Here is a 25,323-nt window from a genome sequence, read left to right on the forward strand (position 1 = left end):
CACTAAAGTATCAAAGAAAACAGGCTAATAACCTCCGCTTTCTCTATGTATCGACGGCGCCTTCGTTCCTTCTATTACTTTTTAAATCTTCCTCCGTGTTTTCCTTCTTTCTATGTGGCATCATGTCAAAGTTCTAAGCTTAAGAGGTAAGCCTTATCATTTCAAATGATTGAAGCTCCTAAAAAGAAACCCCACTATGTTACTATTGTTGTAACTTAGTGAGGTCTCTTGGCGTTTATGTATCTTCCTTTTGGAAAGGAAGGGGAGAGGAGTCAGCCTTGTGGTTGTCCTCAAGCTTCTATACTTTCAACTGTGGGTACTGAATACGAGTATGATACATCGCTTTCAGACGTTCGATAAGTACAGCCTTAGCAGCGGTGATGTCACGGAATGTGATAGGACAATCCGTGAAGTTTCCATCAGCAACTTGACCATCAATGAGTCGGTTTACTAATCCACTGATACTCTCTTCGGTGTATTCCTGTAGAGAACGTGAAGCAGCTTCGACGGTATCACTCATCATAAGAATAGCCTGTTCGCGTGTGAAAGGATTTGGTCCAGGGTAACGGAATAAGTCTTCGTTGACCTCCTCATCTGGATGTTCATTCTTGTAGTGTATGTAGAAATACTTAGCAAGTCCAGCACCATGATGGGTGGTAATAAACTCCTTAATCTCACGTGGGAGGTTGTATTTTTCTGCAAGTTTCAGACCTTCCGTCACATGGCTGATGATGATACGTGCGCTCTCAAGGTCGTTTAGCTTGTCATGTGGGTTGATGCCTGCCTGATTCTCGGTAAAGAATGCAGGGTTGAGCATCTTGCCAATGTCATGATAGAGCGCACCAGTACGTACCAACTGGCCCTTTGCGCCGATTCTACTGGCTATTTCTGTGGCAAGATTACCAACCGTGATAGAGTGCTGGAAGGTACCAGGAGCAACCTCACTGAGTCGGCGTAGCAGTTCATTGTTTGTGTTTGACAACTCAAACATTGTTACGGTAGATACGAAGCCGAAAGTCTTCTCGATGACCAACATCAGTGGATAGGTAAAGAGAAGGAAGAAGCCATTGACAGCAAAGTGGTAATACATGGTGCGATCAAGCTTCGAGAAATCGTCTGCCTGTATGAGTTGGAGCGATAAGTACACTGCTGCTGAGGCAATTGTGACAAGGAGTGCGGTAAGGAAGATTTGACTTCTCTTTGATAATTCGCGCAAAGAATAAATCGCCACGAGGCCAGCAACAAACTGTACGATAATGAATTCGTATTGATATTTGACAGCCACCGCACAGATAAGTACCATTGTCATGTGTCCTATGAAGGATGTTCGTGAGTCCATAAACACACGGAAGAATATCGGAGCCATACTGAATGGAAGGATATACACACTCAGAATGTTATGCTCCATCATTAAGGATGTGAGGATAGGATAGATGACTATCATCACATAAAGTAGTGAGATGGAACGTGGTTTATTAAAATAATCTTTTCTGAAAAGTGCCAAGTAGAGTGTGAAAAGGCAAATGAAGATTAAGACGTAGATGGTCTGCCCGATGAAGGTAGATGTTATCTCGTCTTCAGTAGCCTTGCGCTTCTCCATTGCTTGTTCAAAGGAATTAAGCACACGATAGGTCTTTGCATCGACAATGTCACCACGGTCGATGATGCGTTGTCCCTCCAGTACCATGCCTGAAGCCTGCGGAATAAGACTTAGCATGTCGTTCATCTCCGTCTCACTACGGTCTTTGTCATAGACAAGGTTTGCCTCTATGTAGTCGTTAAGATTACATTGCTGAAGTATGGAACGCTTCGGACCTAACAAAGGGTCCATGAAAAGCTGCTCATAGGCACCAAGGGTAGAGTAGGTCTTATTAATAGGCACACTTACTGCCTGCTTACCAGTTACGACACGGATATAATGGTTACTGTCCTTGGCAAGTGTAGAGTACTGTTGTGGATCAATGACTCCAGCCTCATAGATTTCGTGTAGCCGGTGGGCAATCGCATCGATATAGTCTTTTGACAAGCCTGGTATACCATCCTTGTATGCCTGCTTAAACTGTTCAATCTTCTTCTGTTCAACCGTTTGGTTAATGTTGTAATAAGGCTGGAAATGCTTTGTGATAGAGTCTTTCTCAACCTTCAACGCAGCATCAGTCTTAAAGATAGGGAAGTCAAACTTAGCAATCAACTGTCCGTACATCCATGGTTTTCCTTCGTCATAATGGAAAAGTTTACCTTGTGTACGGGGTAAAAATAGCACTATCAAAACGACGGCAACGATGATCAAGGCTACTCTTGAGACCATATTCCGCCAATAGGGGTTGCTTATGTTTTTGAATCTTATCATCTTATATATTGTTTCGTAAATGTTATAACAAGCTGTTGTTACTTGTTGCGTAATCCTCTAACAACTTGCGAAAATACTAAAAATATAGCGGATAGTCAAAAAAAAGCATTAATTTTGCAGGAAAATATAATATTTAAGACAATGGCAGAAAGAAATGTGAGAGTGCGTTTTGCTCCAAGTCCAACAGGTCCTTTGCATATTGGTGGTGTGCGTACTGCTTTGTATAACTACCTTTTCGCTCGTCAACATGGCGGCAAACTTATCTTCCGTATTGAAGACACAGACTCTAATCGTTTTGTTCCTGGGGCAGAGGAATATATCCTTGACTCTTTTGATTGGTTAGGTATTAAGTTTGATGAGGGTGTTAGCTTTGGTGGCGAACATGGTCCTTATCGTCAGAGTGAACGTCGAGATATTTATAAAAAGTACGTCAATCAGCTTTTAGAAGCTGGTAAGGCATATATTGCTTTTGATACACCAGAGGAGTTGGATGCGAAGCGTAAGGAAATTGAAAACTTCCAGTACGACGCACACACTCGTCTACAGATGCGTAACTCTTTGACAATGTCAAAGGAGGAAGTTGAAAGTCTGATAGAAGATGGTCAACAATATGTTGTTCGTTTCAAGATAGAACCCGGAGAGGAAGTTCATGTTAATGATATTATTCGTGGTGATGTTTGCATCAAGAGTGATATCCTTGATGATAAAGTTTTGTTTAAGAGCGCAGACGAATTACCAACTTATCACCTTGCAAACATCGTTGATGACCACTTGATGGAAATCTCTCACGTTATTCGTGGTGAGGAGTGGTTGCCAAGTGCACCGTTACATGTGTTGCTTTATCGTGCTTTTGGCTGGGAAGATAGCATGCCACGCTTTGCCCATCTGCCTTTGTTGTTGAAGCCAGAGGGTAAGGGTAAGCTCAGTAAACGTGATGGTGACCGCCTTGGTTTCCCTGTGTTCCCATTGGAGTGGCACGACCCTAAGACAGGTGAAGTAAGTTCAGGCTACCGTGAGAGTGGCTATTTCCCAGAGGCAGTAGTCAACTTCTTGGCACTTTTGGGCTGGAACCCTGGTACAGAGCAGGAACTCTTCTCGCTTGAGGAACTTGTAGAAGCATTCGATATCACGAAGTGTTCAAAGAGTGGAGCTAAGTTTGACTATCAAAAGGGTATGTGGTTTAACCACGAATACATCCTCCAAAAGTCTGATGATGAGATAGCACAACTCTTTGCACCAATCGTAGCTAATAATGGCATCGAGGCTACTATGGAGCAGGTAACACAGGTTGTACACATGATGAAAGACCGTGTTAGCTTCGTGAAAGAACTTTGGGAGCTTTGCTCTTTCTTCTTCATTGCACCAACAAGCTATGATGAGAAGACTGTTAAGAAACGTTGGAAGGAATATTCTGCACAGCAGATGAGCGAGCTTGCTGATGTCTTGGAGGGAATAGAAGACTTCAGTGTTGAAGGTCAGGAACCTATTGTTTTGAAGTGGGTAGAGAACAAAGGTTATAAGCTTGGTGATATCATGAACGCATTCCGACTCACCCTTGTTGGTATTGGTAAGGGTCCCGGAATGTTCGATATATCTGCTTTCCTTGGCAAAGAGGAAACCTTGAAGCGTATGCACAAGGCTATTGAGGTGTTGGGATAAGCACCTTGAAAGGCTAAATTAATTGAGCCGAGTATGTATAATATAATAATGTATGTCATCCAGTTTGGTATCGCTGTGGGTAGTCTTTTCAATGAAAAGCTACGTAGGATGTGGCGAGGAGAACAGGAGGCAGTGCGGATTTTACGTGAGAAGGTGGAGCCAGACGCTCAATATGTTTGGTTTCATGCTGCTTCATTGGGCGAGTTCGAACAAGGTCGCCCTTTGATAGAGCAGATACGAAAAGACTATCCGCAATATAAGATTCTGCTTACTTTCTTTTCTCCTTCAGGTTATGAGGTGAGAAAGAATTATGAGGGAGCAGACATCATCACCTACCTTCCTATAGATACGGTGGGCAATGCACGCAGATTCCTACGTGCAGTTCGTCCTGTCATGGCGTTCTTTATCAAGTATGAATTCTGGTATAATTACCTGCATATCCTGCAGTATCGTGATATACCAGTCTATAGTGTGTCAAGCATTTTCCGTCCAGATCAAATCTTCTTTAAGTCGTATGGTCGTGGTTATGGTCGTGTTTTGAAGTGCTTTAGCCGTTTCTTTGTTCAGAATGAGGAGAGCAAGGAACTCCTGAATAAGATAGGAATCTCTGATGCTGTTATTGTGGGTGATACTCGCTTCGACCGTGTTTTGCAAATCAAGGAGGCAAGCAAGAGACTGCCATTGGTGGAGAAGTTCGTCAATAGGGATGCTGCTGATAGAAAGAAAGTCTTTGTGGCAGGATCATCATGGCAGCCTGATGAGGAAATCTTCCTTAAGTACTTTAATGAGCATAGGGACTGGAAACTTATTATTGCACCGCACGTTATCGGAGAAGATCATCTAAAGACTATCCTCTCACTGATAAAGGATAAGAAGGTAATACGCTACACACAGGCAACAGAAGAGAATGTTGCTGATGCAGATGTATTGATTATCGACTGTTTTGGTTTGTTGTCATCGATTTATCATTATGGTGATGTCGCCTACGTCGGTGGTGGTTTCGGTGTAGGAATCCACAATGTTCTTGAGGCTGCTGTGTGGGATATGCCAGTTCTCTTTGGTCCTAATAACAAGCATTTTGCTGAAGCACAAGGACTCTTGCGTGATGGTGGTGGCTTTGAAGTTTTCGACTTTGAAAGTTTTAGTTTGTTGATGAATCACTTTGCTGAAGACGAAGAATATCGCTCTGCTTGTGGTTCTTTGGCAGGTACTTATGTCGAGAGTTTGGCTGGTGCTACAAATAAAGTTCTAAGCAACGTAAAGTTATGAAATATCAGATAACGTGTGATAACTGTGGAACACAGTTTATTGTTGAGGCTGAAGAAGGACAGACAATCGAGTGTACTTGTCCTCATTGTCATGGTGTCATGGAGGTTACATTACCTTTGGTGAGTGCTGGTCAGCAGTATGAACAACCTACAGGTTTTACCTCACAAGCGCAGCAGGTACAAGGAGAAACGCACAAGAAAGACAGCAATGCAATCCTTTGGGGCGTTGTTATCGGTCTACTTCTATTGGCTGGTGGTGTAGGTGCTTATTTCACTTTCGGCTCTTCTTCGCCAGAAACACCTGTGACTGATAGCATCCCTAATGATACGATTCCATATGAATCTCCTATTCAAGTAGAGCAAACTCCATCTGTTGATACTGTGGCAACAGCCCCAGCAGAGCCTGAGCAGAAGGAAGAAGAGCAAGTTGAAGAACAGCCAGAAGAAGGCGCAGATACCATTGCTGTACCAGGACACGATGAGTAACTTCAACGATACACATAACGAATAAAACAGAAATATATACATGGGAAAGATTATTTTAACAGGTGACCGCCCTACAGGTAAACTTCACTTGGGTCACTACGTGGGTTCTCTCCGCCGTCGTGTGGAACTTCAGAACCTCGGAGACTACGATAAGATGTTTGTCTTTATGGCAGACGTACAGGCGTTGACAGATAATGCTGACAACCCAGAGAAGATTCGACAGAATATTATTGAGGTAGCTTTAGATTATCTCTCTGCTGGCTTGAGCCCAGAGAAATGTACACTCTACATACAGAGTCAGATTCCTGAAATAGCCGAACTGACCACTTTCTTGATGAATCTTGTCAGCGTAAGCCGTGTTCAGCGTAACCCAACGGTGAAGACTGAGATTAAGATGCGCAACTTTGAAGCTAATATCCCAATGGGCTTCTTTGCTTATCCTGTTTCTCAGGCTGCTGATATTGCAGCTTTTAAGGCTACTACTGTCCCTGCAGGTGAGGACCAAGAGCCTATGTTGGAGTTGACACGTGAACTCGTACGTCGCTTCAATCAGATTTATGCACCAGTACTCGTTGAGCCTGCTATTATGTTGCCAGAGAACGCTACGGCACGTCGTCTGCCTGGTACAGATGGCAAGGAGAAGATGAGTAAGAGTCTTGGTAACTGTATCTATCTCTCTGACGACGCTGACACCGTATGGAAGAAGGTGAAGACAATGTACACTGACCCAACTCACCTGAATGTGTCTGACCCAGGTCATGTTGAGGGTAATGCTGTGTTTACTTACCTTGATGCCTTCTCAACAGATGAGGACTTCGCTGAGTTCTGGCCAGAGTTCCAGAACCTCGACGAACTGAAAGCTGCTTATACAGCCGGTGGTATCGGTGATATGAAGTGTAAGAAGTTGCTCAATAGTGTCTTGAACAAGATGTTGGATCCAATCCGCACGCGCCGTCGTGAGTACGAACAGGATATTCCAGAGATTTATAACATCCTCAAAAAGGGTTCATTGGAAGCACGCGAAACTGCAGCCCAGACTATGGATGAGGTACGTGCAGCTATGCAGATTAACTATTTCGAAGATACCGACTTGATTCAGAGTCAGGCTGAGCGATTCAGACAGAAGTAAGTCTTTAGCTCTGCTTTAAAGTCATATAGCAGTCTTATTCTATCTTTTTATAGAAGGAATAAGACTGTTTTTTTGTCTAATAGTCCTGCAGTTAGTACTTTTGATTAAGTTTTCTTACCTGTTCTAACGTATGTGCGGATGCCCCGCACGTATGGTGCGGACGCCTAACACCATTGGTGCGGAGGCTTAGCACGCTACAAGAAGTCCTAATTCTTCGAACGATTTATTGGTCGGAAAGAACCATAATACTAACAGTAAACCATGCTTTAACCCAAATCGGTCATTAGAGCCTAAGCATATTTTGTTTTATTATCGAGCAGATTGTTTGGCTTTGGTGCGCAGGCGTAGCGGGCTACGTCAAGCTACAAAGACAGACAAAATGCCGATAAGAAAATAAAAGATGTTAGGAAACAATACCATACCATAGTAATAATGTACATATTGTGGTCTAATGACCGATTTGGGTTTAAAGCCTCAGTTATTATTTATATTGAGTGGAGGAGAGTAGATGAAGAATCCCTTTTCGTCTGATAGTCAGTAGAGTTTACACTCGCCTTGATTAAAATTAATGATTATTTAGAAAATATTTCTTAGCATAATTTGTGTCAAATAAAAAAAGTCCCTACATTTGCCTATATCAACCTAAACAATATATAACATCGGCAAATGGCGTTCTGCGGAAAGGGGAATGATACCTCCTCTCGTAATAAGCCATTAATATCGTGAACATAAATAGAATATCATATTAATAATTTTATATCCTTTCGTACTACTGTAGACATGACGCTCTTTGTCAACAGTTTTGCGGAGGAACTAAACAATCTTTACTATTAAAAGTTAGATGCGCATGATTTTACACATCAAGCCAATCGGTTTTACGTTATGCATGGGTGTATCTTTCTTGATGTCAACGCAAGGATTTGCAGTGTCAAAGCTGCCTGTTCAAAGCGTACAGCAATCAGGGAAATGCACGGGTATTATTCTTGACGAACAAGGAGAGCCTATCATTGGTGCCACTGTTCAAGTGAAAGGTACAAGTAATGGAGCTGTTACTGATTTAGACGGTCGCTTCTCTTTATCAAACATTCCTCCTGGTAGTATTATTGTTATTAGCTACATTGGTATGGACACTAAGGAGGTAAAATGGGATGGTCAGGAAATTAAAGTGACGTTAAAGGAGGAACAGCATGCTCTCAACGAACTTATCGTGACAGGTTATGGTGGTCAACAGAAGCGTGCTACGTTGACAACAGCTATCTCTAAGATGGATAATAAGGTGTTAGATGCGGCAGCTTTCTCAAATGTCGGTAGTGCATTGCAGGGTAGTGTGACAGGTCTTCAGGTTGTCAATAGCTCTGGTCAGCCAGGTACTGCGCCTTCTATCACCTTGCGTGGTGGTGCTTCTATCACAGGAAGTGCTCCTGCATTGATTATCGTTGATGGTGTTGAGCGTACTTTGTCAGAGATTAACCCATCTGATATCGAGTCAATTGAAGTATTGAAGGATGCGGCGTCAACTGCAATTTATGGCGCGAGAGCAAACGGTGGTGTAATCCTTGTTACAACAAAGCGTGCTCAAGCAGGAACTTCCAGCATTAATTATCGTTTGAAAGTGGGTGCCAACTTCAAGCGTGATGACTATAAGTTCATGAATGCCCGTAACTATCTTTACTATAACCGAATGGGTTTCAAGCGTTATGCTGATGCTATGGAAGGACACGGAAGGGCTGCTAATGTCGATGCACAGAATGGTTATTCTGGTCGTGGATATACTGATTATACTCCACGTACGGATGTTATGTATTACGATGCAACCAATCCTGAGCACCAAAGACTGCTAACTGAAGAAGGATGGGAGGTTATGGACGACCCTTACTATGGTGCAACAAATGGTGCAAAGCTTATCTTTAAGGATTATGGAGGTCTTTTAGAAGATGCAATCTACCATAATCAAACCCTTACACAAGACCATTATCTGAGCTTTAGTGGTGCTAATAACATGGGTTCTTTTGTAGCTTCATTAGGTTACTATAATGAGAATGGTGTTGTACGTAATACTTCTTTCCGTCGTTTCACTGGTAGCGTGAAGGGTGATTATCAAATCAAGCCTTGGCTGAAGGTGCGTGCTGGTGCACAATACACCTGGTTTACAAAGCCAGATAGTTATTTTGGCTCATGGAGTTCTTTGTTCTATCGTACCCGTTCACAGCGTCCTACATGGAATCCTTACCTTGCTGATGGTTCTCCAGCACCAGGTTGGAGTAGCTCAGATGGTAACTATATGTATTGGAATGATAAACTCACGATGGAGAATGGTTCACGTTCAGAAACCTTCAACATAGGTTTTGACTTGACATTAATACCTAAGCATCTGAAGATGTCAGCCAATGGATCTATTTATCATGTGCTGAATCAGAATGAAAGCTTCAATAAAGCTTATTACACACAGAGCAATCCTAATAGCATCAATACGACACGTCGTGCATATGCTTATATGATGAAGGATACACAGATACAGCTTAATACGATATTGAATTACTTCGATACGTTTGCTGAGCATCATAATGTTGACTTTATGTTGGGTGCGGAGTATTATGATTATAACTACTTCTGGATGAATGCCTCTACAAAGAATTCACCTACAGATGATATCCCTACACTCAATGCTGGTGCTGATAAGGATAGCAATCCAAAGTCTGAGAAGTCTGGTAATCGTATCGAGTCTCTCTTCGGACGTTTCAACTATGATTACAAACAAAAGTATTTGCTTAGCTTTACCTTCCGTTATGATGGTAACTCTAAGCTAAAAGATAACCGTTGGGGTTTCTTCCCTGGTATCTCTTTGGGTTGGAACATGATGGAAGAAGACTTCTGGAAGGAGTCTAAGTTGTCGAATTTTATTAGCAATATCAAACCTCGTATTAGTTATGGTAGCAATGGTAATGTGAGCGGTATTGGTGATTTCTATATCTATGGAATCTATGACCAACTTACAAACTATCATGGTAACACTGCTTTCTATGATCGTTCGCTTGTGAATACAGCCTTAAAGTGGGAGCAGAGTCATACGTTTGAGGCTGGTCTTGACCTCGGTTTCTTTAAGAATCGTCTATCATTGATTCTCGATTACTACGTTCGTAATACGAGTAATCTGCTTCAGAGCGTGAGTCTTCCATCCTACTTAGGTTTCTCTTCTATCCAAACAAACTTGGGTAAGTTGCGTAATCAAGGATTTGAAATGGAGGTGCGTGCTACTCCTATTCACCTGAAGAACAGCTTCCGTTGGGACCTCTCTTTCAACCTCTCAACTGTAAAGAATACGATTATTCAGCTTCCTAAGAGCGACCGTCCATTCAATCAACTTCAAGGAGTAGAGGTTGCTGCGGGCAAAGTTGGCGCTGATGGTAAGACTCCAACTAAGTGGATTGGTGGTTATCGTGAGGGTGGAACACTCGGAGAACTCTATGGTTACAGCCAAGATCACATCTTTAGAGATTGGGATGATGTAAAGGCAAATGCTAACAAACGTATTGATAACATAGCAAAGTTGTACGGTCCTGGCCTTGCTGATGAAGTAAACCCACAGACTGGAGTGCTTTATAAGAACTCAACAGGCTGGAAGGCTATTGAGCCTGGTGATGTTTGTTGGGAGGATATCAATGAAGATGGTATCATCAACTCACTCGACCGTAAGGTGTTGGGTAACTCAAGACCAACGGTAACAGGAGGTTGGACGAGTACGTTAAGTTATAAGAACCTCTCATTATTTGCTCGTTTCGATTACGCTTTGGGTCATACAATCTACAATGACCTCAAGGCTCGCTCTATGGGACAATATCAAGGCCAGTTCAATCTTATAGAGAATGTACAAGATATGTGGACTGAAACCAATCCAGGTGCCAGCTATCCAGCATTCAGTTATGCCGACCAGTTGAATAAGCAGAACATCTGGCGTGAAGGCTCTAAGTTCTTTGAGAAGGCTGGTTACATGGCTTTGCGTGAGATAACATTGAGTTATACCTTACCAAGAACATGGATTAAGGCAATGAAGATGGCGAATGCCAATGTTTATGTGACAGGACAGAACCTCTTCTATCTTACCCCTTATGACGGAGCTTCTCCTGAAGCAATCTTGGACGGATATGACTACGGTCGTTACCCAACTCCTCGCACACTTATCTTTGGATTAAACGTTACATTTTAATTAAGCAATGTTACTTACAATGAAAAAGTTACTATCCTATATAACAGCTGCAGCTCTCAGCCTTTCGCTGACAGGCTGTATGGACATTGAGCCAGTTAGTACTATTACCGATGCAAACTACTGGAAGAATCCAGATCAAGTACAAGCTTTCAATCAAGGACTGAGTTCTTGGATGCGAAGCTATGCTGATAAGTATATCGTCTGGGGTGAGATGCGAAGTAATATTTATAGTGGAACCGCTTTTAGTGGTGAGGCTCCACAGGGTTATGACCGTCTATGGAATAACACACTTGAGAAGAGTAGTGCGGTAGTAGGCAACTATGGAGGTCTTTATACTGGTATCAACCAAATTAATTTGATGATAGATAAGGTGAATGAAGCCGGCTATCTGACAGATGCGGAGAAGACTAACTACCTTGCCGGTGCTTATGGTATGCGTGCTTTCTTGTATTTTCAGTTGCTCCGTACCTATGGTGATGTTATTGTTTATCTACAGCACACGGAGGGCAAGACTATTGACTTAGGTAAGGTTGCCCGTAAGCAGGATGCAGCTGCTGACGTAATGAAGCAGATTAAGGCAGATATCTCGGCTTCAGAAACCGCTTATAACAATAACTATAAGTTCACCAACGGTCGTACTTATTGGTCACTTGCTGCAACCAAGATGCTTAAAGGTGAGGTATATCTGTGGAGTGGAAAGCAGATGGGTGGTGGTGCTGCAGATTATCAGACCGCCCTTGCTGCTTATCAAGAGGTTCAGAATAATGCGGATGTGAGTCTGCTTGATAATTTTGAAGATGTCTTTGCATATGATAACAAGGAGAATAAAGAGATTATCTATGCACTCCATAATCGTGAGAACGAAACTTCTTTATGGGGAGGTCTTTATACCTCACTCGTAATGAACAAGCAGAATGTAGGTGCTTATCGTCTGCATAACGATGCTGGACAGGCAATTCAGTTCAGTGAGTCTCATAATTTGAACCTGCGTTTAGGTAGTGGTGTAATGCGTTTCCCACTGGATAAACGTTTGTGGACTAAGCTCTATACAAATGATAATGATAAACGTAAGAAAGCTTCTTTGGCGGATGTTTATCAGGCTTCTGATGGTTCATACGTTGGTAATATCTGTAATAAGTTCCATGGAACATTGATTGCTGGTAGTTCTGCCACATCATGGTATGACGATCAACCGATTTATCGTTATGCAGAGTGTTTGCTTGGTGTTGCTGAGGCTAAGGCTTTCTTAGGTCAGGACCCATCAACAGAAATCAATCAAGTTCGTCGTCGTGCATACGGTGCAACCTACTTCAATGCTCATACAGAGGTGCAATATCCAAATGATGTAAGTACTGGAGGAAGTACCGCACTGACCAACTTCTATACCGATAACCCATTTGTTGGTGGTGATGAGGATCCAATAGAAGCTATCCTTAAAGAGCGTATGCGCGAGTTCATGTTTGAAGGAAAGCGTTGGCATGATATTCGTTTGGTTGATAAGGCTACAAAGTATTCAACTGCAAGTGCCGACCGCTTGTTGTGGCCTATTGATGAAACAACGAAGTCAACCAATGCAGAGCTGAAACAGACTCCAGGCTACGGAGATTAATTCAAAAGACCATTAAGTTTTATTTTATAGGGGAAAGTACGGGAGAGTGTTCTCGTCTTTCCCCCTTTCTTTTGCATATAATTAGCACAACGCTCTATCTTCGATTTGTACAATGTGATATTTATCTCTCATACAAGTTATGTGTTTGTGCCTTACTATCCGTTATAATGACTCTTATATGTCATCTTTAAGAGACGTGCTGACGCTTAGCACATGTGGTGCTCATGCTTAACACCAATCGTGTTGAGGGTTAAATAGCCTTCAATATATCAAAAACAACGCATTTATTTGGAGTTGACAAAAATAACCGATAACTTTACATTCTTATTTAGTAAGACTTACGTTTTTTCATTTATGCCCAATCTTTACCAATGTGTATGAGTCGTTTTTATGCTTTTGTCCTCTGTTGTCATTTATGTATTGTAAATGCTGTTGCCCAAGTCATCGAAAAACATAGGGTTTGGTCGGACGTACCAGCATATACCTTGTTGTTTGAAAATCAAGAGCAGGGAGTTGTTGCGTCTAAACCGATTAAGAGTTGGACAGAAGGAGAGGGTAGGAACTACTTAATTGGCTATTGTGATAGTATAACGAAGGGGAAGTTTCCTAATCCCATAAGATTATGGGAGGCGGAAGGCTATCCAATAGGTAACGGAAGACTTGCTGCTTCTGTCTTTCATGGCGATGAGAGAGACCGCTATTCTTTAAACGAAGTCTCATTTTGGTCGGGAGGAAGAAATACTGGTACTATCAATAATAAAGGCGACAAGGGTTATGATGTGAGTGGTTCAGATGTAACGGATAAAGGCTTCGGTTCTTATCAGCCAGTCGGAGATCTTATTGTAGATTACAATGCTCTCGTACAATCAGATTTTGTAAGACAAATAACCTTAGACAAAGGACTTGTGGAGTCTTCAGCACTAAGGCAGGGTAATATGATTCGGAGTTTGGCGTTCTGTAGCTATTCTAATCAAGTTATGGTGATACGTTATGAATCACAAAAACGCAGAAAACTTGATTTGCGTTTTTCCTTTGCTATTCAAAGAAAAGAAGATGTTATCTCAGTGGGGAATAAGGGACTCTCGCTTTATAGCCGTCTTAAAAATGGTGTGGAGTGTCAGACAGAGGTTAAGGTTTTACATGAAGGGGGTGAATTGGTGGCTGATAAAGAGGGCTTGCAATTAAAGAATGCAGATAATTGCACCTTATTGGTATTTATAGCAACAAACTATGAGATGAATGCTGCACAAAAGTTCAGGGGGATTCCTGCTGAAGAACGTTTGAAGCAGCAAATGGCAAAGACAGCTGCTCTCCCTTATGCAAAACTGCTTAAGAATCATCTTTCAGACTATCAAAGCCTTTATCAGCGACAAGAACTAAACATTGCGCACACAGCCGATAGCCTCGATACTTTACCAACAGCTCGTCGCTTGGAAGCTTATCGAAAATCACATACTGATAATGGACTTGAAGAGCTCGTCTTCAGATTTGGACGCTATCTTATGATTCAGACCTCGCGCCCAGGAAGTCTACCTGCTGGCTTACAAGGAATCTGGAATGGAATGGTTGCTGCGCCTTGGGGCAACGACTATCATAGCAACATTAATTTTCAGATGGTTTATTGGTTACCTGAAGTGGGTAACCTCTCAGAATGTCACCTACCAATGCTTGACTATCTTAAAGCTATGCGGATGCCCTTTCAAGAGAATACGCGTGAATATCTGAAGGCTATTGGCGAGTCTACAGACGAGATAGAGAATAACGAAGGGTGGATTGTCTATACATCTCATAATCCGTTTGGTGCGGGTGGTTGGCAAGTAAACCTGCCTGGTGCAGCTTGGTATGGACTGCATCTGTGGGAGCATTATGCATTCACCAATGACACAATCTATCTGAGGCAACATGCCTATCCTATGATGAAAGAACTTTGTCACTATTGGCAGAAACATCTGAAAGCGTTAGGAGAAGCTGGTGAAGGGTTTTGTTCTAATTATTTACCTGTTGATATTAGCAAATATCCTGAATTGAAAAGGGTGAAAGCAGGAACGTTGGTGGTTCCTGCAGGTTGGTCGCCTGAGCATGGTCCAAGAGGAGAAGATGGGGTGGCTCATGATCAAGAAATTGTAGCAGAGCTTTTTCAAAATACTATTAAGGCTGCACATATCCTTAAGACTGATGAACTTTGGGTAAAAGGACTTCAAGAAATGGCAGCTCGTCTGTATAGTCCGCAGATTGGTAAGAAGGGTAATTTGATGGAATGGATGGTAGATCGTGACCCAGAAACAGACCATCGTCATACATCACATTTGTTTGCTGTTTTCCCTGGAAGTACTATAAGTATAAGTAAGACGCCAGCATTGGCTGAAGCTGCTCGCAAATCATTAATGTATTGTAAGACAACTGGTGATAGCCGACGTTCGTGGGCTTGGACATGGCGTAGCTTGTTATGGGCACGTTTGCATGATGGAGAGCAAGCGCACAACATGATAAAGGGGCTTATCTCTCACAATATGTTGGACAATCTTTTTACAAGTCATAAGATTCCACTGCAAATTGATGGCAACTATGGTATAGCTGCAGCGATGATAGAAATGCTTATTCAATCGCACAGTGATGTCATAGAACTTCTACCAGCCCCTTGTCAACAATGGAAAGATGGAAATGTGCGTGGATTAAAAGCAAGAGGAAATATTGAGGTTGATTTTAGTTGGGAGAATAATAGGGTCACTTCGTGGAAACTCTATTCGTCCTACCCACAAGAAGTTAGATTAAGAGTAAATGGCGAAGACTACACGGTCATGACGATGCGTCGTTAGATGTATATAAACGAAAAAGGCAATCAACGAAAAGTTGATTGCCTTTTTATTTTACTTTGTAATCAGATAACTCGTTAACTTGTCAACTTGTTAACTCGTCAACTATCTTACAAATTCACGTTGTCGTTCTTCCATTCAGCAACAGCTGGGATGATGTCGAGACCAATGATCTCATCACGCATCTTGCAGAGGTGCTCGTAAGAAGCCTGAAGAGAAGCCATCTCCTCTGGAGTACCTGTTGGCTCAGTGTAGTGAACACCAGTAGCATCGATAGTTGTAGGCATAGCCATCATAACGTTCTTGAAGCCGAGCTTCTCGTCGTTAACGTAGCAACCTGCTGGCAAGGTGAACTTCTCACCGCCCATAGCAGCCTCAATCATCTTAACAGCATTGTAAGCTGGACTCTGGAATGAGCTACGGCCACGAAGCTTGATAATGTTTGAACCACCCTGTACTGTGTGGTGCTTAATCTCTTCCCAACGCTCTGCAGAAAGACCCATCTCTGCCAATGGCTTGCCATCAATCTTAACCTTAGAAGCGAATACAGCCATCTGCTCACCGTGACCACCGTATGTGTGTGCACCAGTAACCTTATCCTGCTGTACGCCAAACTCGTGAGCCAATGCCTGCTGCAAACGAGTAGAGTCAAGTGCAGCGAGTGATGTGAGCTGATTAGCCTTCAAACCAGAGTGGATGAGAGCTGTCAATGCTGTAACGTCAGCTGGGTTGAAGATAACAACAACGTGCTTAACGTCTGGGCAGTACTTCTTGATGTTCTCACCGAAGTCAGCTGCAATCTTGCAGTTACCCTTCAACAAGTCCTCACGTGTCATACCTTCCTTACGAGGAGCACCACCAGAAGAGATGATGTACTTAGCACCAGTGAATGCCTCAGCAGGGTCAACGGTGTAAGAGAGGTTAGCACCTGGGAAAGCACACTGCTCCATCTCGTCAAATACACCATGAACGCCTGGCTCATAGATATCGTACAGACAGATGTTAGGAGTGAGACCGAGTGTGAGAACGGTCTGAACCATGTTAGAACCAATCATACCGCCAGCACCGACGATAACGAGTTTTTCGTTTGTTAAATAATTCATAATAGATATTTAATTAAAAGTTAAATTCTCTTTTATATCGATACGGCAAAGTTACGAAAAAAATGAGCATGTGAGAAAGATATTTTAGAATAAATGTATTATTTATTATAAAAAGTAGAGGCTTTGCAAAGTCTGTCTATCAAATCGATTAATTCTTAGTCGGCTTGTCTTGGAAGTTCTGAATTTATTGTTTAACTTAGCAGCGTAAACAAAGTTGCTTTTACAAAGGAAGGGAGGATTTGTATAAGTTACTTCGATAGTAAATGAGATTTCTTAAGATTAAACCTTAAAAACAACGATATGACACATACAATTAATGAGCGTGTTGGCAGATTACGCTCCTGGATGAAAGAGAATGGGTTTACTGCTTTTGTTTTCCCAAGTAGTGATCCCCATAATAGTGAATATGTAGCTGACCATTGGAAGAGCCGTGAGTGGATATCAGGCTTTAGTGGGTCGGCAGGAACGGCAGTTGTCACTTTAGAACATGCTGCGCTATGGACGGATTCACGTTATTTTATTGCAGTAGAGAAGGAACTGCAAGGGACTGATTTTAAGCTAATGAAACTTCGTGTGGAGGGAACTCCGTCTGTGTCAGAATGGCTTGCAAGTGAACTGTCTACTTATGAAAAGGCTGTGGTTGGACTGGATGGGAATGTAAACTCTTTTGCAGAGGTTGCTGCGATGGAACAAGAGTTGGCGACAAAAGGGAACATTACAGTGCGAACAGATGCCGACCCTATGGCTGAACTTTGGACGGACAGACCTGTCATTCCTGATAATATGGTAAGTCTTCATCCGTTAGAATATTCTGGAGAATCAACTTCGAGTAAGGTAAGTAGGGTTCGTAAGCATCTTTTAGAATGTTGTGCTGATGGATTATTAGTAACAGCTCTCGATGAGATTGCATGGGTGTTGAACTTGCGAGGGAGTGATGTGCACTGTAACCCTGTTTTTGTATCTTATCTATTGATTTCCCCCGAAAATATTACTTTATATATAAATAATGTAAAACTTCCCGATGATGTTAAAGCCTATTTGATTTCAGAACGTATAGATGTACAGGCTTATGAATCGGTTGTAGAGGGACTTCGTTTATATGCGGGTAAATCGCTGTTAGTAGATATGTCCTCTACAAACTATTCGTTGGCAACGGCAGTGCCTTTTGAGAAGGTGTGCTCGGGTGTTTCTCCAATTGCCAGTATGAAGGCTGTGAAGAACAAAGTGGAGCAGGATGGCTTCCGTGCTGCGATGTTGCGTGATGGTGTGGCAGTGGTAAAATTCCTTGCGTGGCTAAAGTCTGCTGTTGAGGCTGGTGGACAGACGGAAATCTCACTTGATGAGCGTTTAACGGCTCTACGTGCAGAACAGCCAAAGTTTAAGGGTATCTCTTTTGATACGATAGTAGGATATGAAGCGCATGGAGCTGTTGTACATTATGAAGCAACGCCAGAGACGGATATTCCTGTTCAGCCACATGGTTTGGTGCTCATTGATAGTGGAGCGCAATATTTAGATGGTACGACAGATATTACAAGAACTATTGCTTTGGGTGAATTGTCAGAAGAACAGCGTCGAGTTTATACTTTGGTGTTGAAGGGACATATTCAACTTGATAGGTGTCGTTTTCCTGCAGGTGCGTGTGGATCACAGATTGATGCGCTTGCACGTGCACCGATGTGGCGTGAAGGGTATAACTACATGCATGGAACAGGGCATGGAGTAGGGAGTTATCTGAATGTGCATGAAGGTCCTCACCAAATACGCATGGAATGGCGTCCTGCTCCCCTTCAAGCAGGAATGACAGTTACTAATGAGCCTGGTATTTATCTGGAAGGAAAATTTGGTGTGCGTATAGAAAACACATTGTTGATTGTTCCTGCTGAATCTACAGCCTTTGGTGATTTTCTTAAGTTTGAAACACTTACGCTCGCACCGATTGACACGGCTCCGATTGTGCTTGAAATGCTGAGTACTGAGGAACGTGAGTGGCTTAATAACTACCATCGTCGTGTTTATGAAAGTTTGTTTCCATATTTGGAAGGCAACGAGAAAGAATGGCTGAGAAAGGCAACTTTGCCAATCTAAACTTGGCGTAGTCCTGTTAAGAGTACGTAGTTTTGTTGTCATTGAAAATATGCTCAAAGGCTCTAAATAGCGTGCTTCAGAGCTCTTAATAACCTTGTTTTTGTGTCCTCTTTAATCTATAAGAAAGTAGGAAAAATCCGCAAATGTTTGGAAGTTAGGAGAATAAAGTGTAACTTTGCAGGCGCAAAAGTGGTGTCATGCCCTTTTGCATATGTTTAATTAATAAATAATTTAAAACAAAAAGCATGATTATTGTACCAGTAAAGGACGGTGAGAACATCGAGCGCGCGCTCAAGAAGTTCAAGAGAAAGTTTGAGAAGACAGGTGTTGTTAAGGAGCTTCGTGCTCGTCAGCAGTTTGACAAACCATCTGTTAAGAAGCGCTTGAAGATGGAACGTGCCGTTTACGTACAGCATCTTCGCGACGCAGAAGAGTAAAATCTTCTTTAAAAATTTGGCGGTTTGGATTAATTTCCGTAAATTCGTTGCCATATAAATGATTTGACAATGTGCCGATGGTAGAAAAGTTCTTAGATTACATTAAGTTTGAAAGGAATTATTCCCCGATGACAGTAATCAACTATCGTAAGGACTTAACGGAGTTCGAACGATTCTACAAGGAACTTGAACCTCAGCTCTCTTGGGAGTCTATAGACTCTGATATTGTCAGAAATTGGATGGAGTACATGATGGATAGAGGTAATTCTGCTTCGTCTGTCAATAGAAGACTCAGTGCGCTGAGGTCTTTCTATAGATTTGCACTTCGTCGTAAACTTATTGAAAAAGACCCTGTTCATGGTCTTCAAGGTCCTAAAAGGCAAAAGACTCTCCCTCAATTCCTAAAGGAGTCGGAAATGGAAAGGCTGTTGGATTCTAAGATGTGGACAGATAGTTATAAGGACGTACTTGAACGTACTATAATTATAACATTCTACGTAACGGGTATTCGTTTGTCAGAATTGATTGGTCTTGATGATAAAGATATTGACAATGTCACTTGTGAAATTAAAGTAACAGGTAAGAGAAATAAGCAACGAATTGTTCCCTTTGGTAAGGAACTTGCTGATGTGTTCGCTCAGTACCAAGAAGTACGCAACGCAACAGTAAAAGGTGATTCCAAAGCCTTTTTTCAAACAGAAAAGGGCAAAAGGATGACGACTGCACAGGTAAGAACTTTGGTTAAGAAGAATCTTTCAAAGGTGTCAACGTTGAAAAAACGTTCACCACACGTTCTTCGCCATACGTTTGCCACGGCAATGCTCAATCATGAAGCAGGACTGGAAAGTGTAAAGAAGCTGCTTGGCCATGAGAGTCTGTCAACGACAGAGATTTATACTCATACAACTTTCGAGCAGTTGAAGAAAGTCTATAAAAATGCCCATCCAAGGGCTTAACCTTTTAAAAACGGAGGTACCTATGGAAATTAAGATCCAGTCGATTCATTTCGACACAACCGAGAAGTTACAGGCCTTTATTACCAAGAAGGCTGAAAAATTAGAAAAGTCTTACGAAGACATTCAGAAAGTAGAGGTGCAATTGAAGGTAGAGAAACCTGCTACAGCATTAAATAAAACCACAAGTTTATCAGTAGTAGTTCCTGGTAATACCTTGTTTGTGGAGAAAACATGTGATACCTTTGAAGAAGGGATTGATCAGTGTTTAGATGCGATGAAGGTTCAGCTCACCAAGTTTAAGGAAAAACAAAGAAAGCATTAAAAAATCTCTGAAATATTTTGGAGATTAAAATAAAAAGTCTTACCTTTGCAGCCGTTTTACGACAAGTAGCCTTCGGCTGCAAAGTAATGCCTCTTTAGCTCAGTTGGCCAGAGCACGTGATTTGTAATCTCGGGGTCGTTGGTTCGAATCCGACAAGAGGCTCTCCTTGAAAGGGGGATACATTTGCTGACGGGTAGTTTCCAGAGTGGCCAAATGGGGCAGACTGTAAATCTGCTGCTTCTAGCTTCGGTGGTTCGAATCCATCACTACCCACTTCAGAAAATGTAATTTGCGGAAATAGCTCAGTTGATAGAGCACTAGCCTTCCAAGCTGGGGGTCGCGGGTTTGAGCCCCGTTTTCCGCTCTATGGTTTTGCTGTAATAGCTCAGTGGTAGAGCACTTCCTTGGTAAGGAAGAGGTCCTGAGTTCAACTCTCAGTTACAGCTCTGCTATTATTGTTGTTAATTTAGTGTAACTAAAAGCACAGATTATTCATTTAATATTAAATAAGAAAAAGCTATGGCTAAAGAAGAATTCGTGCGCACCAAACCGCATGTAAACATTGGTACTATCGGTCACGTTGACCACGGTAAGACCACTCTTACTGCAGCAATCTCAAAGGTTCTTCACGAGAAGGGCTTCGGTACAGAAGATGTTAAGTCTTTCGATCAGATTGATAATGCTCCTGAGGAGAAAGAGCGTGGTATTACCATTAACTCTGCACATATTGAGTACGAAACAGCTAACCGTCACTACGCACACGTAGACTGTCCAGGTCACGCCGACTATGTAAAGAACATGGTAACTGGTGCTGCTCAGATGGATGGTGCTATCTTGGTTGTAGCTGCTACTGATGGTCCTATGCCTCAGACTCGTGAGCACGTATTGCTCGCTCGTCAGGTAAACGTACCTCGCTTGGTTGTATTCTTGAACAAGTGTGATATGGTTGACGATGCTGAGATGCTTGACCTCGTTGAGATGGAGGTTCGTGAGATCCTCGAGCAGTACGGTTATGAGGAGGATACTCCTATTATTCGTGGTTCTGCACTCGGTGCTTTGAACGGTGTTGAGAAGTGGGTAGACTCTGTAATGGAGCTCATGGATACTGTTGACACTTGGATTGAAGAGCCAGAGCGTGAGATTGACAAGCCATTCTTGATGCCTGTTGAGGACGTATTCTCTATCACAGGTCGTGGTACTGTAGCTACTGGTCGTATCGAGACTGGTATCTGTAAGGTAGGTGATGAGGTTCAGTTGCTCGGTCTCGGTGAGGACAAGAAGTCTGTTATCACTGGTGTTGAGATGTTCCGTAAGAACCTTCCAACAGGTCAGGCTGGTGACAACGTAGGTCTCCTCCTTCGTGGTATCGATAAGGCTGAGGTTAAGCGTGGTATGGTTGTTGTGCACCCAGGTGCTATTACTCCTCACGATCACTTCAAGGCATCTATCTATGTATTGAAGAAGGAAGAGGGTGGTCGTCATACTCCATTCGGTAACAAGTATCGTCCACAGTTCTACCTCCGTACAATGGACTGTACAGGTGAAATCCACCTCCCAGAGGGCGTTGAGATGGTTATGCCAGGTGACAACGTAGAGATTGAAGTTGTATTGATCTATAAGGTTGCTTTGAACGAGGGTCTTCGTTTCGCTATCCGTGAGGGTGGTCGTACAGTAGGTTCTGGTCAGATCACAGAGATCCTTCCAGACGTAAACTAATCAGTAATCTTATATTACAAGATATAGTTCCCGATTTTCTTGGGAATCGGGAACTAACTTACGGGTTTAGCTCAGTTGGTAGAGCACTGGTCTCCAAAACCAGGTGTCGAGGGTTCGAGCCCTTCAACCCGTGCAAAAAGAAAATATTTTATGTTTAATAAGATAGTTAATTATTGCAAGGCTTGCTACGACGAACTTGCGCATAAAACTACATGGCCATCACGCGCTCAACTTACACATAGTGCAATGGTAGTTATTTCTGCTTCCGTTATCATTGCATTGGTTGTGTTTGCAATGGACTCTGTGTTCCAACGCGTAATGGAATTTGTATATCCAAGATAATTCATTAGGAAATGGCAGATACAGAAAAGAAATGGTATGTTCTTCGTGCTGTCAGCGGTAAAGAGGCAAAGGTAAAAGAATATATCGATGCTCAATTACGTCTGAACGAAAAACTTGCTGAGCGTGTTTTTGAGGTTTTATTACCTATGGAAAAACACGCAACTGTGCGTAAAGATGGGAAGCGTGTTGTCAAGGAGAAATTAAGTCTCCCTGGTTATGTGCTTGTTCAGGCCAATATGACACCTGACGTAGCTTCTACGTTGCGTTTCATGCCTAATGTCTTAGGATTCCTCGGAGGTATGTCTGAACCATCACCTGTACGCCAAGCAGATATTAATCGTCTGTTGGGTAATGTGGAAGATACTGAACTTGAAGAGGTTCAGAATGTACCATATATGGTTGGTGAAACTGTTCAGGTTACTGATGGTCCTTTCAGTGGTTTCCATGGTATCATCGAAGAGGTGAATGCCGAGAAGCATAAGCTGAAAGTGATGGTGATGATTTTTGGTCGTCAGAATCCATTGGAGCTAAGTTTTATGCAAGTCGCAAAAGAAGAATAGTGTTGTTACGGATACTATTCTACTATAGTTTAATTTTTTAATATTAACAAAAGAAATGGCTAAAGAAGTAGCTGGATTAATCAAATTACAGATTAAAGGTGGCGCTGCAAATCCTTCCCCTCCAGTAGGCCCAGCATTGGGTTCTAAGGGTATTAATATCATGGGATTTTGTAAGGAGTTCAACGCCCGTACCCAGGACAAGGCTGGTAAAGTTCTTCCAGTCGTTATTACCTACTACAACGATAAGTCTTTCAGCTTTATCATCAAGACTCCTCCTGCAGCTGTACAGCTCATGGAAGCTGCTAAGGTGAAAGGTGGATCTGGAGAGCCAAACCGTAGAAAGGTTGGATCCGTAACTTGGGAGCAGGTAAAAGCTATCGCAGAAGACAAAATGCCAGACCTCAACTGTTTTACAGTAGAGAGTGCAATGAAGCTTATTGCTGGTACTGCTCGTAGTATGGGTATCACTGTAAAAGGGGACTTCCCTGGTAAATAATTTTAAACTTCAAAAGTAAAAATGAGTAAACTGACAAAAAATCAGAAATCAGTAGCTGAGAAGGTTGAAGCAGGGAAGGCATATTCATTGGCAGAAGCAGCACAGTTGGTAAAAGAAATTACCACTACTAAGTTTGATGCTTCTGTAGATGTTGATGTACGTCTCGGTGTTGACCCACGTAAAGCTAACCAGATGGTTCGTGGCGTTGTGTCACTCCCACATGGTACTGGTAAGGTTACACGTGTGCTTTGTCTCTGTACACCTGATCAGGAGGCTGCCGCTAAGGAAGCTGGTGCTGATTATGTTGGTCTTGACGAATACGTTGAAAAGATCAAGGGCGGATGGACTGATATTGATGTTATTATCACTATGCCATCATGCATGGGTAAGTTAGGTCCTTTGGGTCGTGTACTCGGTCCTCGTGGCTTGATGCCAAACCCAAAGAGCGGTACTGTGACTATGGATGTTGCTAAGGCAGTAAAGGATGTTAAGCAGGGTAAGATTGACTTTAAGGTTGATAAGGCTGGTATTATCCATACTTCAATCGGTAAGGTTAGTATGTCTCCTGAGCAGATTTATGGTAACGCGAAGGAGTTTATCTCTACTGTTATCAAGCTGAAGCCTGCTGCTGCTAAAGGTACATATATCAAGAGTATCTTTATTTCTAGCACAATGAGTAAGGGTGTCAAGATTGATCCTAAATCAGCTGAATAACTCTAAAAGTTTTGTACAATGAAGAAAGAAGTAAAAGATACAATTATCGCTGAACTCGGTGAGAAGTTAAAGAACTATCCTCATTTCTATTTGGTTGATGTAACTGGATTGAATGCTGAGGCTACAAGTTCTCTTCGCCGTAAGTGTTTCAAGAGCGAAATCAATATGGTTGTTGTGAAGAATAACCTTCTTCACAAAGCTTTTGAAGCTTCAGATGTAGATTTTGAACCACTGTATGGTTCTTTGAAGGGTAATACAGCAGTTTTGTTTTCTCAGACTGCTAATGTGCCAGCAAAGTTGTTGAAGGAGTATAAGAAGGAAGGTATTCCTGCTCTTAAGGCAGCTTACGCAGAGGAATCTCTGTTTATTGGTGCTGATAAACTCGAAGAACTTGCAGCTCTCAAGAGCAAGAACGAACTTATTGCAGACGTTGTGGCATTGCTACAGTCTCCAGCAAAGAACGTTGTTTCTGCTCTCCAGTCAGGTGCTGGCACCATCCATGGTGTGCTTAAGACTTTAGGCGAGCGTCCTGAGTAAAAAATCTAATAAAGTCAATAAGGTATATTATTTTTAGAACAAAAAATTAAAAATTTAGAATAAAATGGCAGACGTAAAAGCTATTGCAGAAGAGTTAGTAAATCTTACTGTTAAGGAAGTAAATGAGTTGGCAACTGTCCTCAAGGACGAGTATGGTATTGAGCCTGCAGCTGCAGCTGTTGCTGTAGCTGGTCCTGCTGCAGCTGCTGCAGGTGGCGCAGCTGAGGAGAAGTCAGATTTTGACGTAGTTCTTGTTGACGCTGGTGCTAACAAGCTCAAGGTTGTTAAGGCTGTTAAGGAGGCTTGTGGTCTCGGTTTGAAGGAAGCTAAGGACCTCGTAGACGGTGCACCTTCTACTTTGAAGGAGGGTATGGCTAAGGCTGAGGCTGAGAACCTGAAGGCTGCTATTGAGGCTGAGGGTGCTAAGGTTGAGTTGAAGTAATTCTACTTCTTCCTTACATTAATAAAAAATACGGTTAGGATTTACCAAGTAGGTGAGTCCTAACCTTTTTGTGTCTTTTGACATATATAGGG

20 protein-coding genes and 5 tRNA genes are annotated in these 25,323 nt (G+C 42.3%); 23 read left to right on the forward strand and 2 right to left on the reverse strand.

The window, feature by feature from the left end:
• Positions 1 to 298 precede the first annotated feature (298 nt).
• Entirely contained in the window at positions 299 to 2,350 is a 2,052-nt protein-coding gene (locus tag HMPREF0659_RS01410) for an HD family phosphohydrolase (protein ID WP_044045812.1), read from the reverse strand.
• Between the two features lie 141 nt (positions 2,351 to 2,491).
• On the opposite strand from HMPREF0659_RS01410, the gene gltX reads away from it, so the two are divergent.
• From gltX to HMPREF0659_RS01445, 7 genes are all read left to right on the forward strand, one after another.
• The gene (gltX, locus tag HMPREF0659_RS01415; RefSeq protein ID WP_044045813.1) at positions 2,492 to 4,009 is read left to right on the forward strand and encodes a glutamate--tRNA ligase; all 1,518 of its coding nucleotides are present in this window, start codon (positions 2,492 to 2,494) and stop codon (positions 4,007 to 4,009) included.
• Positions 4,010 to 4,042: 33 nt separating this feature from the next.
• Complete coding sequence (locus HMPREF0659_RS01420) at positions 4,043 to 5,278, forward strand: 3-deoxy-D-manno-octulosonic acid transferase (RefSeq protein WP_044045814.1); 1,236 nt, start codon at positions 4,043 to 4,045, stop codon at positions 5,276 to 5,278.
• On the forward strand, positions 5,275 to 5,763 hold the full coding sequence (locus HMPREF0659_RS01425) for a hypothetical protein (RefSeq protein WP_013264137.1): 489 nt from the start codon (positions 5,275 to 5,277) through the stop codon (positions 5,761 to 5,763). The genes HMPREF0659_RS01420 and HMPREF0659_RS01425 overlap by 4 nt, the downstream gene beginning before the upstream one ends.
• A 40-nt stretch (positions 5,764 to 5,803) precedes the next feature.
• Positions 5,804 to 6,892, forward strand: a complete 1,089-nt coding sequence (trpS, locus tag HMPREF0659_RS01430) for a tryptophan--tRNA ligase (protein WP_013264178.1) — start codon at positions 5,804 to 5,806, stop codon at positions 6,890 to 6,892.
• Positions 6,893 to 7,739: 847 nt separating this feature from the next.
• A complete protein-coding gene (locus HMPREF0659_RS01435; RefSeq protein WP_013263953.1) occupies positions 7,740 to 11,096 on the forward strand; it encodes a SusC/RagA family TonB-linked outer membrane protein in 3,357 nt (1,118 codons plus the stop codon).
• A gap of 19 nt (positions 11,097 to 11,115) precedes the next feature.
• Positions 11,116 to 12,705 carry a SusD family outer membrane lipoprotein NanU gene (gene nanU / locus HMPREF0659_RS01440; protein WP_013263997.1) on the forward strand — a complete coding sequence of 530 codons (1,590 nt, stop codon included), beginning with the start codon at positions 11,116 to 11,118 and terminating at the stop codon, positions 12,703 to 12,705.
• 377 nt (positions 12,706 to 13,082) lie between these two features.
• A complete protein-coding gene (locus HMPREF0659_RS01445) occupies positions 13,083 to 15,521 on the forward strand; it encodes a glycosyl hydrolase family 95 catalytic domain-containing protein (protein WP_167310033.1) in 2,439 nt (812 codons plus the stop codon).
• 107 nt (positions 15,522 to 15,628) lie between these two features.
• On the opposite strand, the gene HMPREF0659_RS01450 is transcribed toward HMPREF0659_RS01445, so the two are convergent.
• On the reverse strand, positions 15,629 to 16,621 hold the full coding sequence (locus HMPREF0659_RS01450; protein ID WP_013264636.1) for a malate dehydrogenase: 993 nt from the start codon (positions 16,619 to 16,621) through the stop codon (positions 15,629 to 15,631).
• A 300-nt stretch (positions 16,622 to 16,921) separates the two neighbouring features.
• Between HMPREF0659_RS01450 and HMPREF0659_RS01455 the strand changes: the two genes are divergently transcribed.
• The 16 genes from HMPREF0659_RS01455 to rplL all read left to right on the forward strand — a co-directional run bounded on the left by HMPREF0659_RS01455 (position 16,922) and on the right by rplL (position 25,231).
• Positions 16,922 to 18,709, forward strand: a complete 1,788-nt coding sequence (locus HMPREF0659_RS01455; protein WP_013263976.1) for an aminopeptidase P family protein — start codon at positions 16,922 to 16,924, stop codon at positions 18,707 to 18,709.
• Between the two features lie 245 nt (positions 18,710 to 18,954).
• Entirely contained in the window at positions 18,955 to 19,146 is a 192-nt protein-coding gene (rpsU, locus tag HMPREF0659_RS01460) for a 30S ribosomal protein S21 (RefSeq protein WP_009012368.1), read from the forward strand.
• Positions 19,147 to 19,217: 71 nt separating this feature from the next.
• Positions 19,218 to 20,102: a tyrosine recombinase XerC gene (gene xerC, locus HMPREF0659_RS01465; protein ID WP_013264165.1), complete on the forward strand. Its 885-nt coding sequence runs from the start codon at positions 19,218 to 19,220 to the stop codon at positions 20,100 to 20,102.
• Positions 20,103 to 20,124: 22 nt separating this feature from the next.
• A complete protein-coding gene (gene hpf, locus HMPREF0659_RS01470) occupies positions 20,125 to 20,424 on the forward strand; it encodes a ribosome hibernation-promoting factor, HPF/YfiA family (protein WP_013264738.1) in 300 nt (99 codons plus the stop codon).
• Between the two features lie 88 nt (positions 20,425 to 20,512).
• A tRNA-Thr gene (locus HMPREF0659_RS01475) sits at positions 20,513 to 20,586 on the forward strand.
• 29 nt (positions 20,587 to 20,615) lie between these two features.
• Positions 20,616 to 20,697: transfer RNA gene (locus tag HMPREF0659_RS01480), tRNA-Tyr, on the forward strand.
• Positions 20,698 to 20,715: 18 nt separating this feature from the next.
• Positions 20,716 to 20,788 (forward strand) — tRNA-Gly (locus tag HMPREF0659_RS01485).
• A 10-nt stretch (positions 20,789 to 20,798) separates the two neighbouring features.
• Positions 20,799 to 20,870, forward strand: a tRNA-Thr gene (locus tag HMPREF0659_RS01490).
• Between the two features lie 73 nt (positions 20,871 to 20,943).
• On the forward strand, positions 20,944 to 22,140 hold the full coding sequence (tuf, locus tag HMPREF0659_RS01495) for an elongation factor Tu (RefSeq protein ID WP_013264904.1): 1,197 nt from the start codon (positions 20,944 to 20,946) through the stop codon (positions 22,138 to 22,140).
• Between the two features lie 60 nt (positions 22,141 to 22,200).
• Positions 22,201 to 22,273, forward strand: a tRNA-Trp gene (locus HMPREF0659_RS01500).
• Between the two features lie 17 nt (positions 22,274 to 22,290).
• Positions 22,291 to 22,482: a preprotein translocase subunit SecE gene (gene secE / locus HMPREF0659_RS01505; RefSeq protein ID WP_004361442.1), complete on the forward strand. Its 192-nt coding sequence runs from the start codon at positions 22,291 to 22,293 to the stop codon at positions 22,480 to 22,482.
• Positions 22,483 to 22,493: 11 nt separating this feature from the next.
• The gene (gene nusG / locus HMPREF0659_RS01510; RefSeq protein WP_013264354.1) at positions 22,494 to 23,042 is read left to right on the forward strand and encodes a transcription termination/antitermination protein NusG; all 549 of its coding nucleotides are present in this window, start codon (positions 22,494 to 22,496) and stop codon (positions 23,040 to 23,042) included.
• A gap of 55 nt (positions 23,043 to 23,097) precedes the next feature.
• Positions 23,098 to 23,538, forward strand: coding sequence for a 50S ribosomal protein L11 (gene rplK / locus HMPREF0659_RS01515; protein WP_013263907.1), 441 nt, complete (start codon positions 23,098 to 23,100; stop codon positions 23,536 to 23,538).
• Positions 23,539 to 23,559: 21 nt separating this feature from the next.
• Entirely contained in the window at positions 23,560 to 24,252 is a 693-nt protein-coding gene (rplA, locus tag HMPREF0659_RS01520; RefSeq protein WP_013264682.1) for a 50S ribosomal protein L1, read from the forward strand.
• An 18-nt stretch (positions 24,253 to 24,270) separates the two neighbouring features.
• Positions 24,271 to 24,789 carry a 50S ribosomal protein L10 gene (rplJ, locus tag HMPREF0659_RS01525; protein WP_013264185.1) on the forward strand — a complete coding sequence of 173 codons (519 nt, stop codon included), beginning with the start codon at positions 24,271 to 24,273 and terminating at the stop codon, positions 24,787 to 24,789.
• A gap of 64 nt (positions 24,790 to 24,853) precedes the next feature.
• On the forward strand, positions 24,854 to 25,231 hold the full coding sequence (rplL, locus tag HMPREF0659_RS01530; RefSeq protein WP_004361437.1) for a 50S ribosomal protein L7/L12: 378 nt from the start codon (positions 24,854 to 24,856) through the stop codon (positions 25,229 to 25,231).
• Positions 25,232 to 25,323 lie beyond the last annotated feature (92 nt).

The sequence above is a fragment of the Prevotella melaninogenica ATCC 25845 genome, from assembly GCF_000144405.1.
GTDB lineage: Bacteria > Bacteroidota > Bacteroidia > Bacteroidales > Bacteroidaceae > Prevotella > Prevotella melaninogenica.

What these genes read in the sequence shown, in the direction of transcription:
- HMPREF0659_RS01410 (WP_044045812.1), bottom strand. Translation starts at nt 2,350, where the DNA reads ATGATAAGATTCAAAAACATAAGCAACCCCTATTGGCGGAATATGGTC.
- gltX (WP_044045813.1), top strand. Translation starts at nt 2,492, where the DNA reads ATGGCAGAAAGAAATGTGAGAGTGCGTTTTGCTCCAAGTCCAACAGGT.
- HMPREF0659_RS01420 (WP_044045814.1), top strand. Translation starts at nt 4,043, where the DNA reads ATGTATAATATAATAATGTATGTCATCCAGTTTGGTATCGCTGTGGGT.
- HMPREF0659_RS01425 (WP_013264137.1), top strand. Translation starts at nt 5,275, where the DNA reads ATGAAATATCAGATAACGTGTGATAACTGTGGAACACAGTTTATTGTT.
- trpS (WP_013264178.1), top strand. Translation starts at nt 5,804, where the DNA reads ATGGGAAAGATTATTTTAACAGGTGACCGCCCTACAGGTAAACTTCAC.
- HMPREF0659_RS01435 (WP_013263953.1), top strand. Translation starts at nt 7,740, where the DNA reads ATGATTTTACACATCAAGCCAATCGGTTTTACGTTATGCATGGGTGTA.
- nanU (WP_013263997.1), top strand. Translation starts at nt 11,116, where the DNA reads ATGAAAAAGTTACTATCCTATATAACAGCTGCAGCTCTCAGCCTTTCG.
- HMPREF0659_RS01445 (WP_167310033.1), top strand. Translation starts at nt 13,083, where the DNA reads ATGAGTCGTTTTTATGCTTTTGTCCTCTGTTGTCATTTATGTATTGTA.
- HMPREF0659_RS01450 (WP_013264636.1), bottom strand. Translation starts at nt 16,621, where the DNA reads ATGAATTATTTAACAAACGAAAAACTCGTTATCGTCGGTGCTGGCGGT.
- HMPREF0659_RS01455 (WP_013263976.1), top strand. Translation starts at nt 16,922, where the DNA reads ATGACACATACAATTAATGAGCGTGTTGGCAGATTACGCTCCTGGATG.
- rpsU (WP_009012368.1), top strand. Translation starts at nt 18,955, where the DNA reads ATGATTATTGTACCAGTAAAGGACGGTGAGAACATCGAGCGCGCGCTC.
- hpf (WP_013264738.1), top strand. Translation starts at nt 20,125, where the DNA reads ATGGAAATTAAGATCCAGTCGATTCATTTCGACACAACCGAGAAGTTA.
- tuf (WP_013264904.1), top strand. Translation starts at nt 20,944, where the DNA reads ATGGCTAAAGAAGAATTCGTGCGCACCAAACCGCATGTAAACATTGGT.
- secE (WP_004361442.1), top strand. Translation starts at nt 22,291, where the DNA reads ATGTTTAATAAGATAGTTAATTATTGCAAGGCTTGCTACGACGAACTT.
- nusG (WP_013264354.1), top strand. Translation starts at nt 22,494, where the DNA reads ATGGCAGATACAGAAAAGAAATGGTATGTTCTTCGTGCTGTCAGCGGT.
- rplK (WP_013263907.1), top strand. Translation starts at nt 23,098, where the DNA reads ATGGCTAAAGAAGTAGCTGGATTAATCAAATTACAGATTAAAGGTGGC.
- rplA (WP_013264682.1), top strand. Translation starts at nt 23,560, where the DNA reads ATGAGTAAACTGACAAAAAATCAGAAATCAGTAGCTGAGAAGGTTGAA.
- rplJ (WP_013264185.1), top strand. Translation starts at nt 24,271, where the DNA reads ATGAAGAAAGAAGTAAAAGATACAATTATCGCTGAACTCGGTGAGAAG.
- rplL (WP_004361437.1), top strand. Translation starts at nt 24,854, where the DNA reads ATGGCAGACGTAAAAGCTATTGCAGAAGAGTTAGTAAATCTTACTGTT.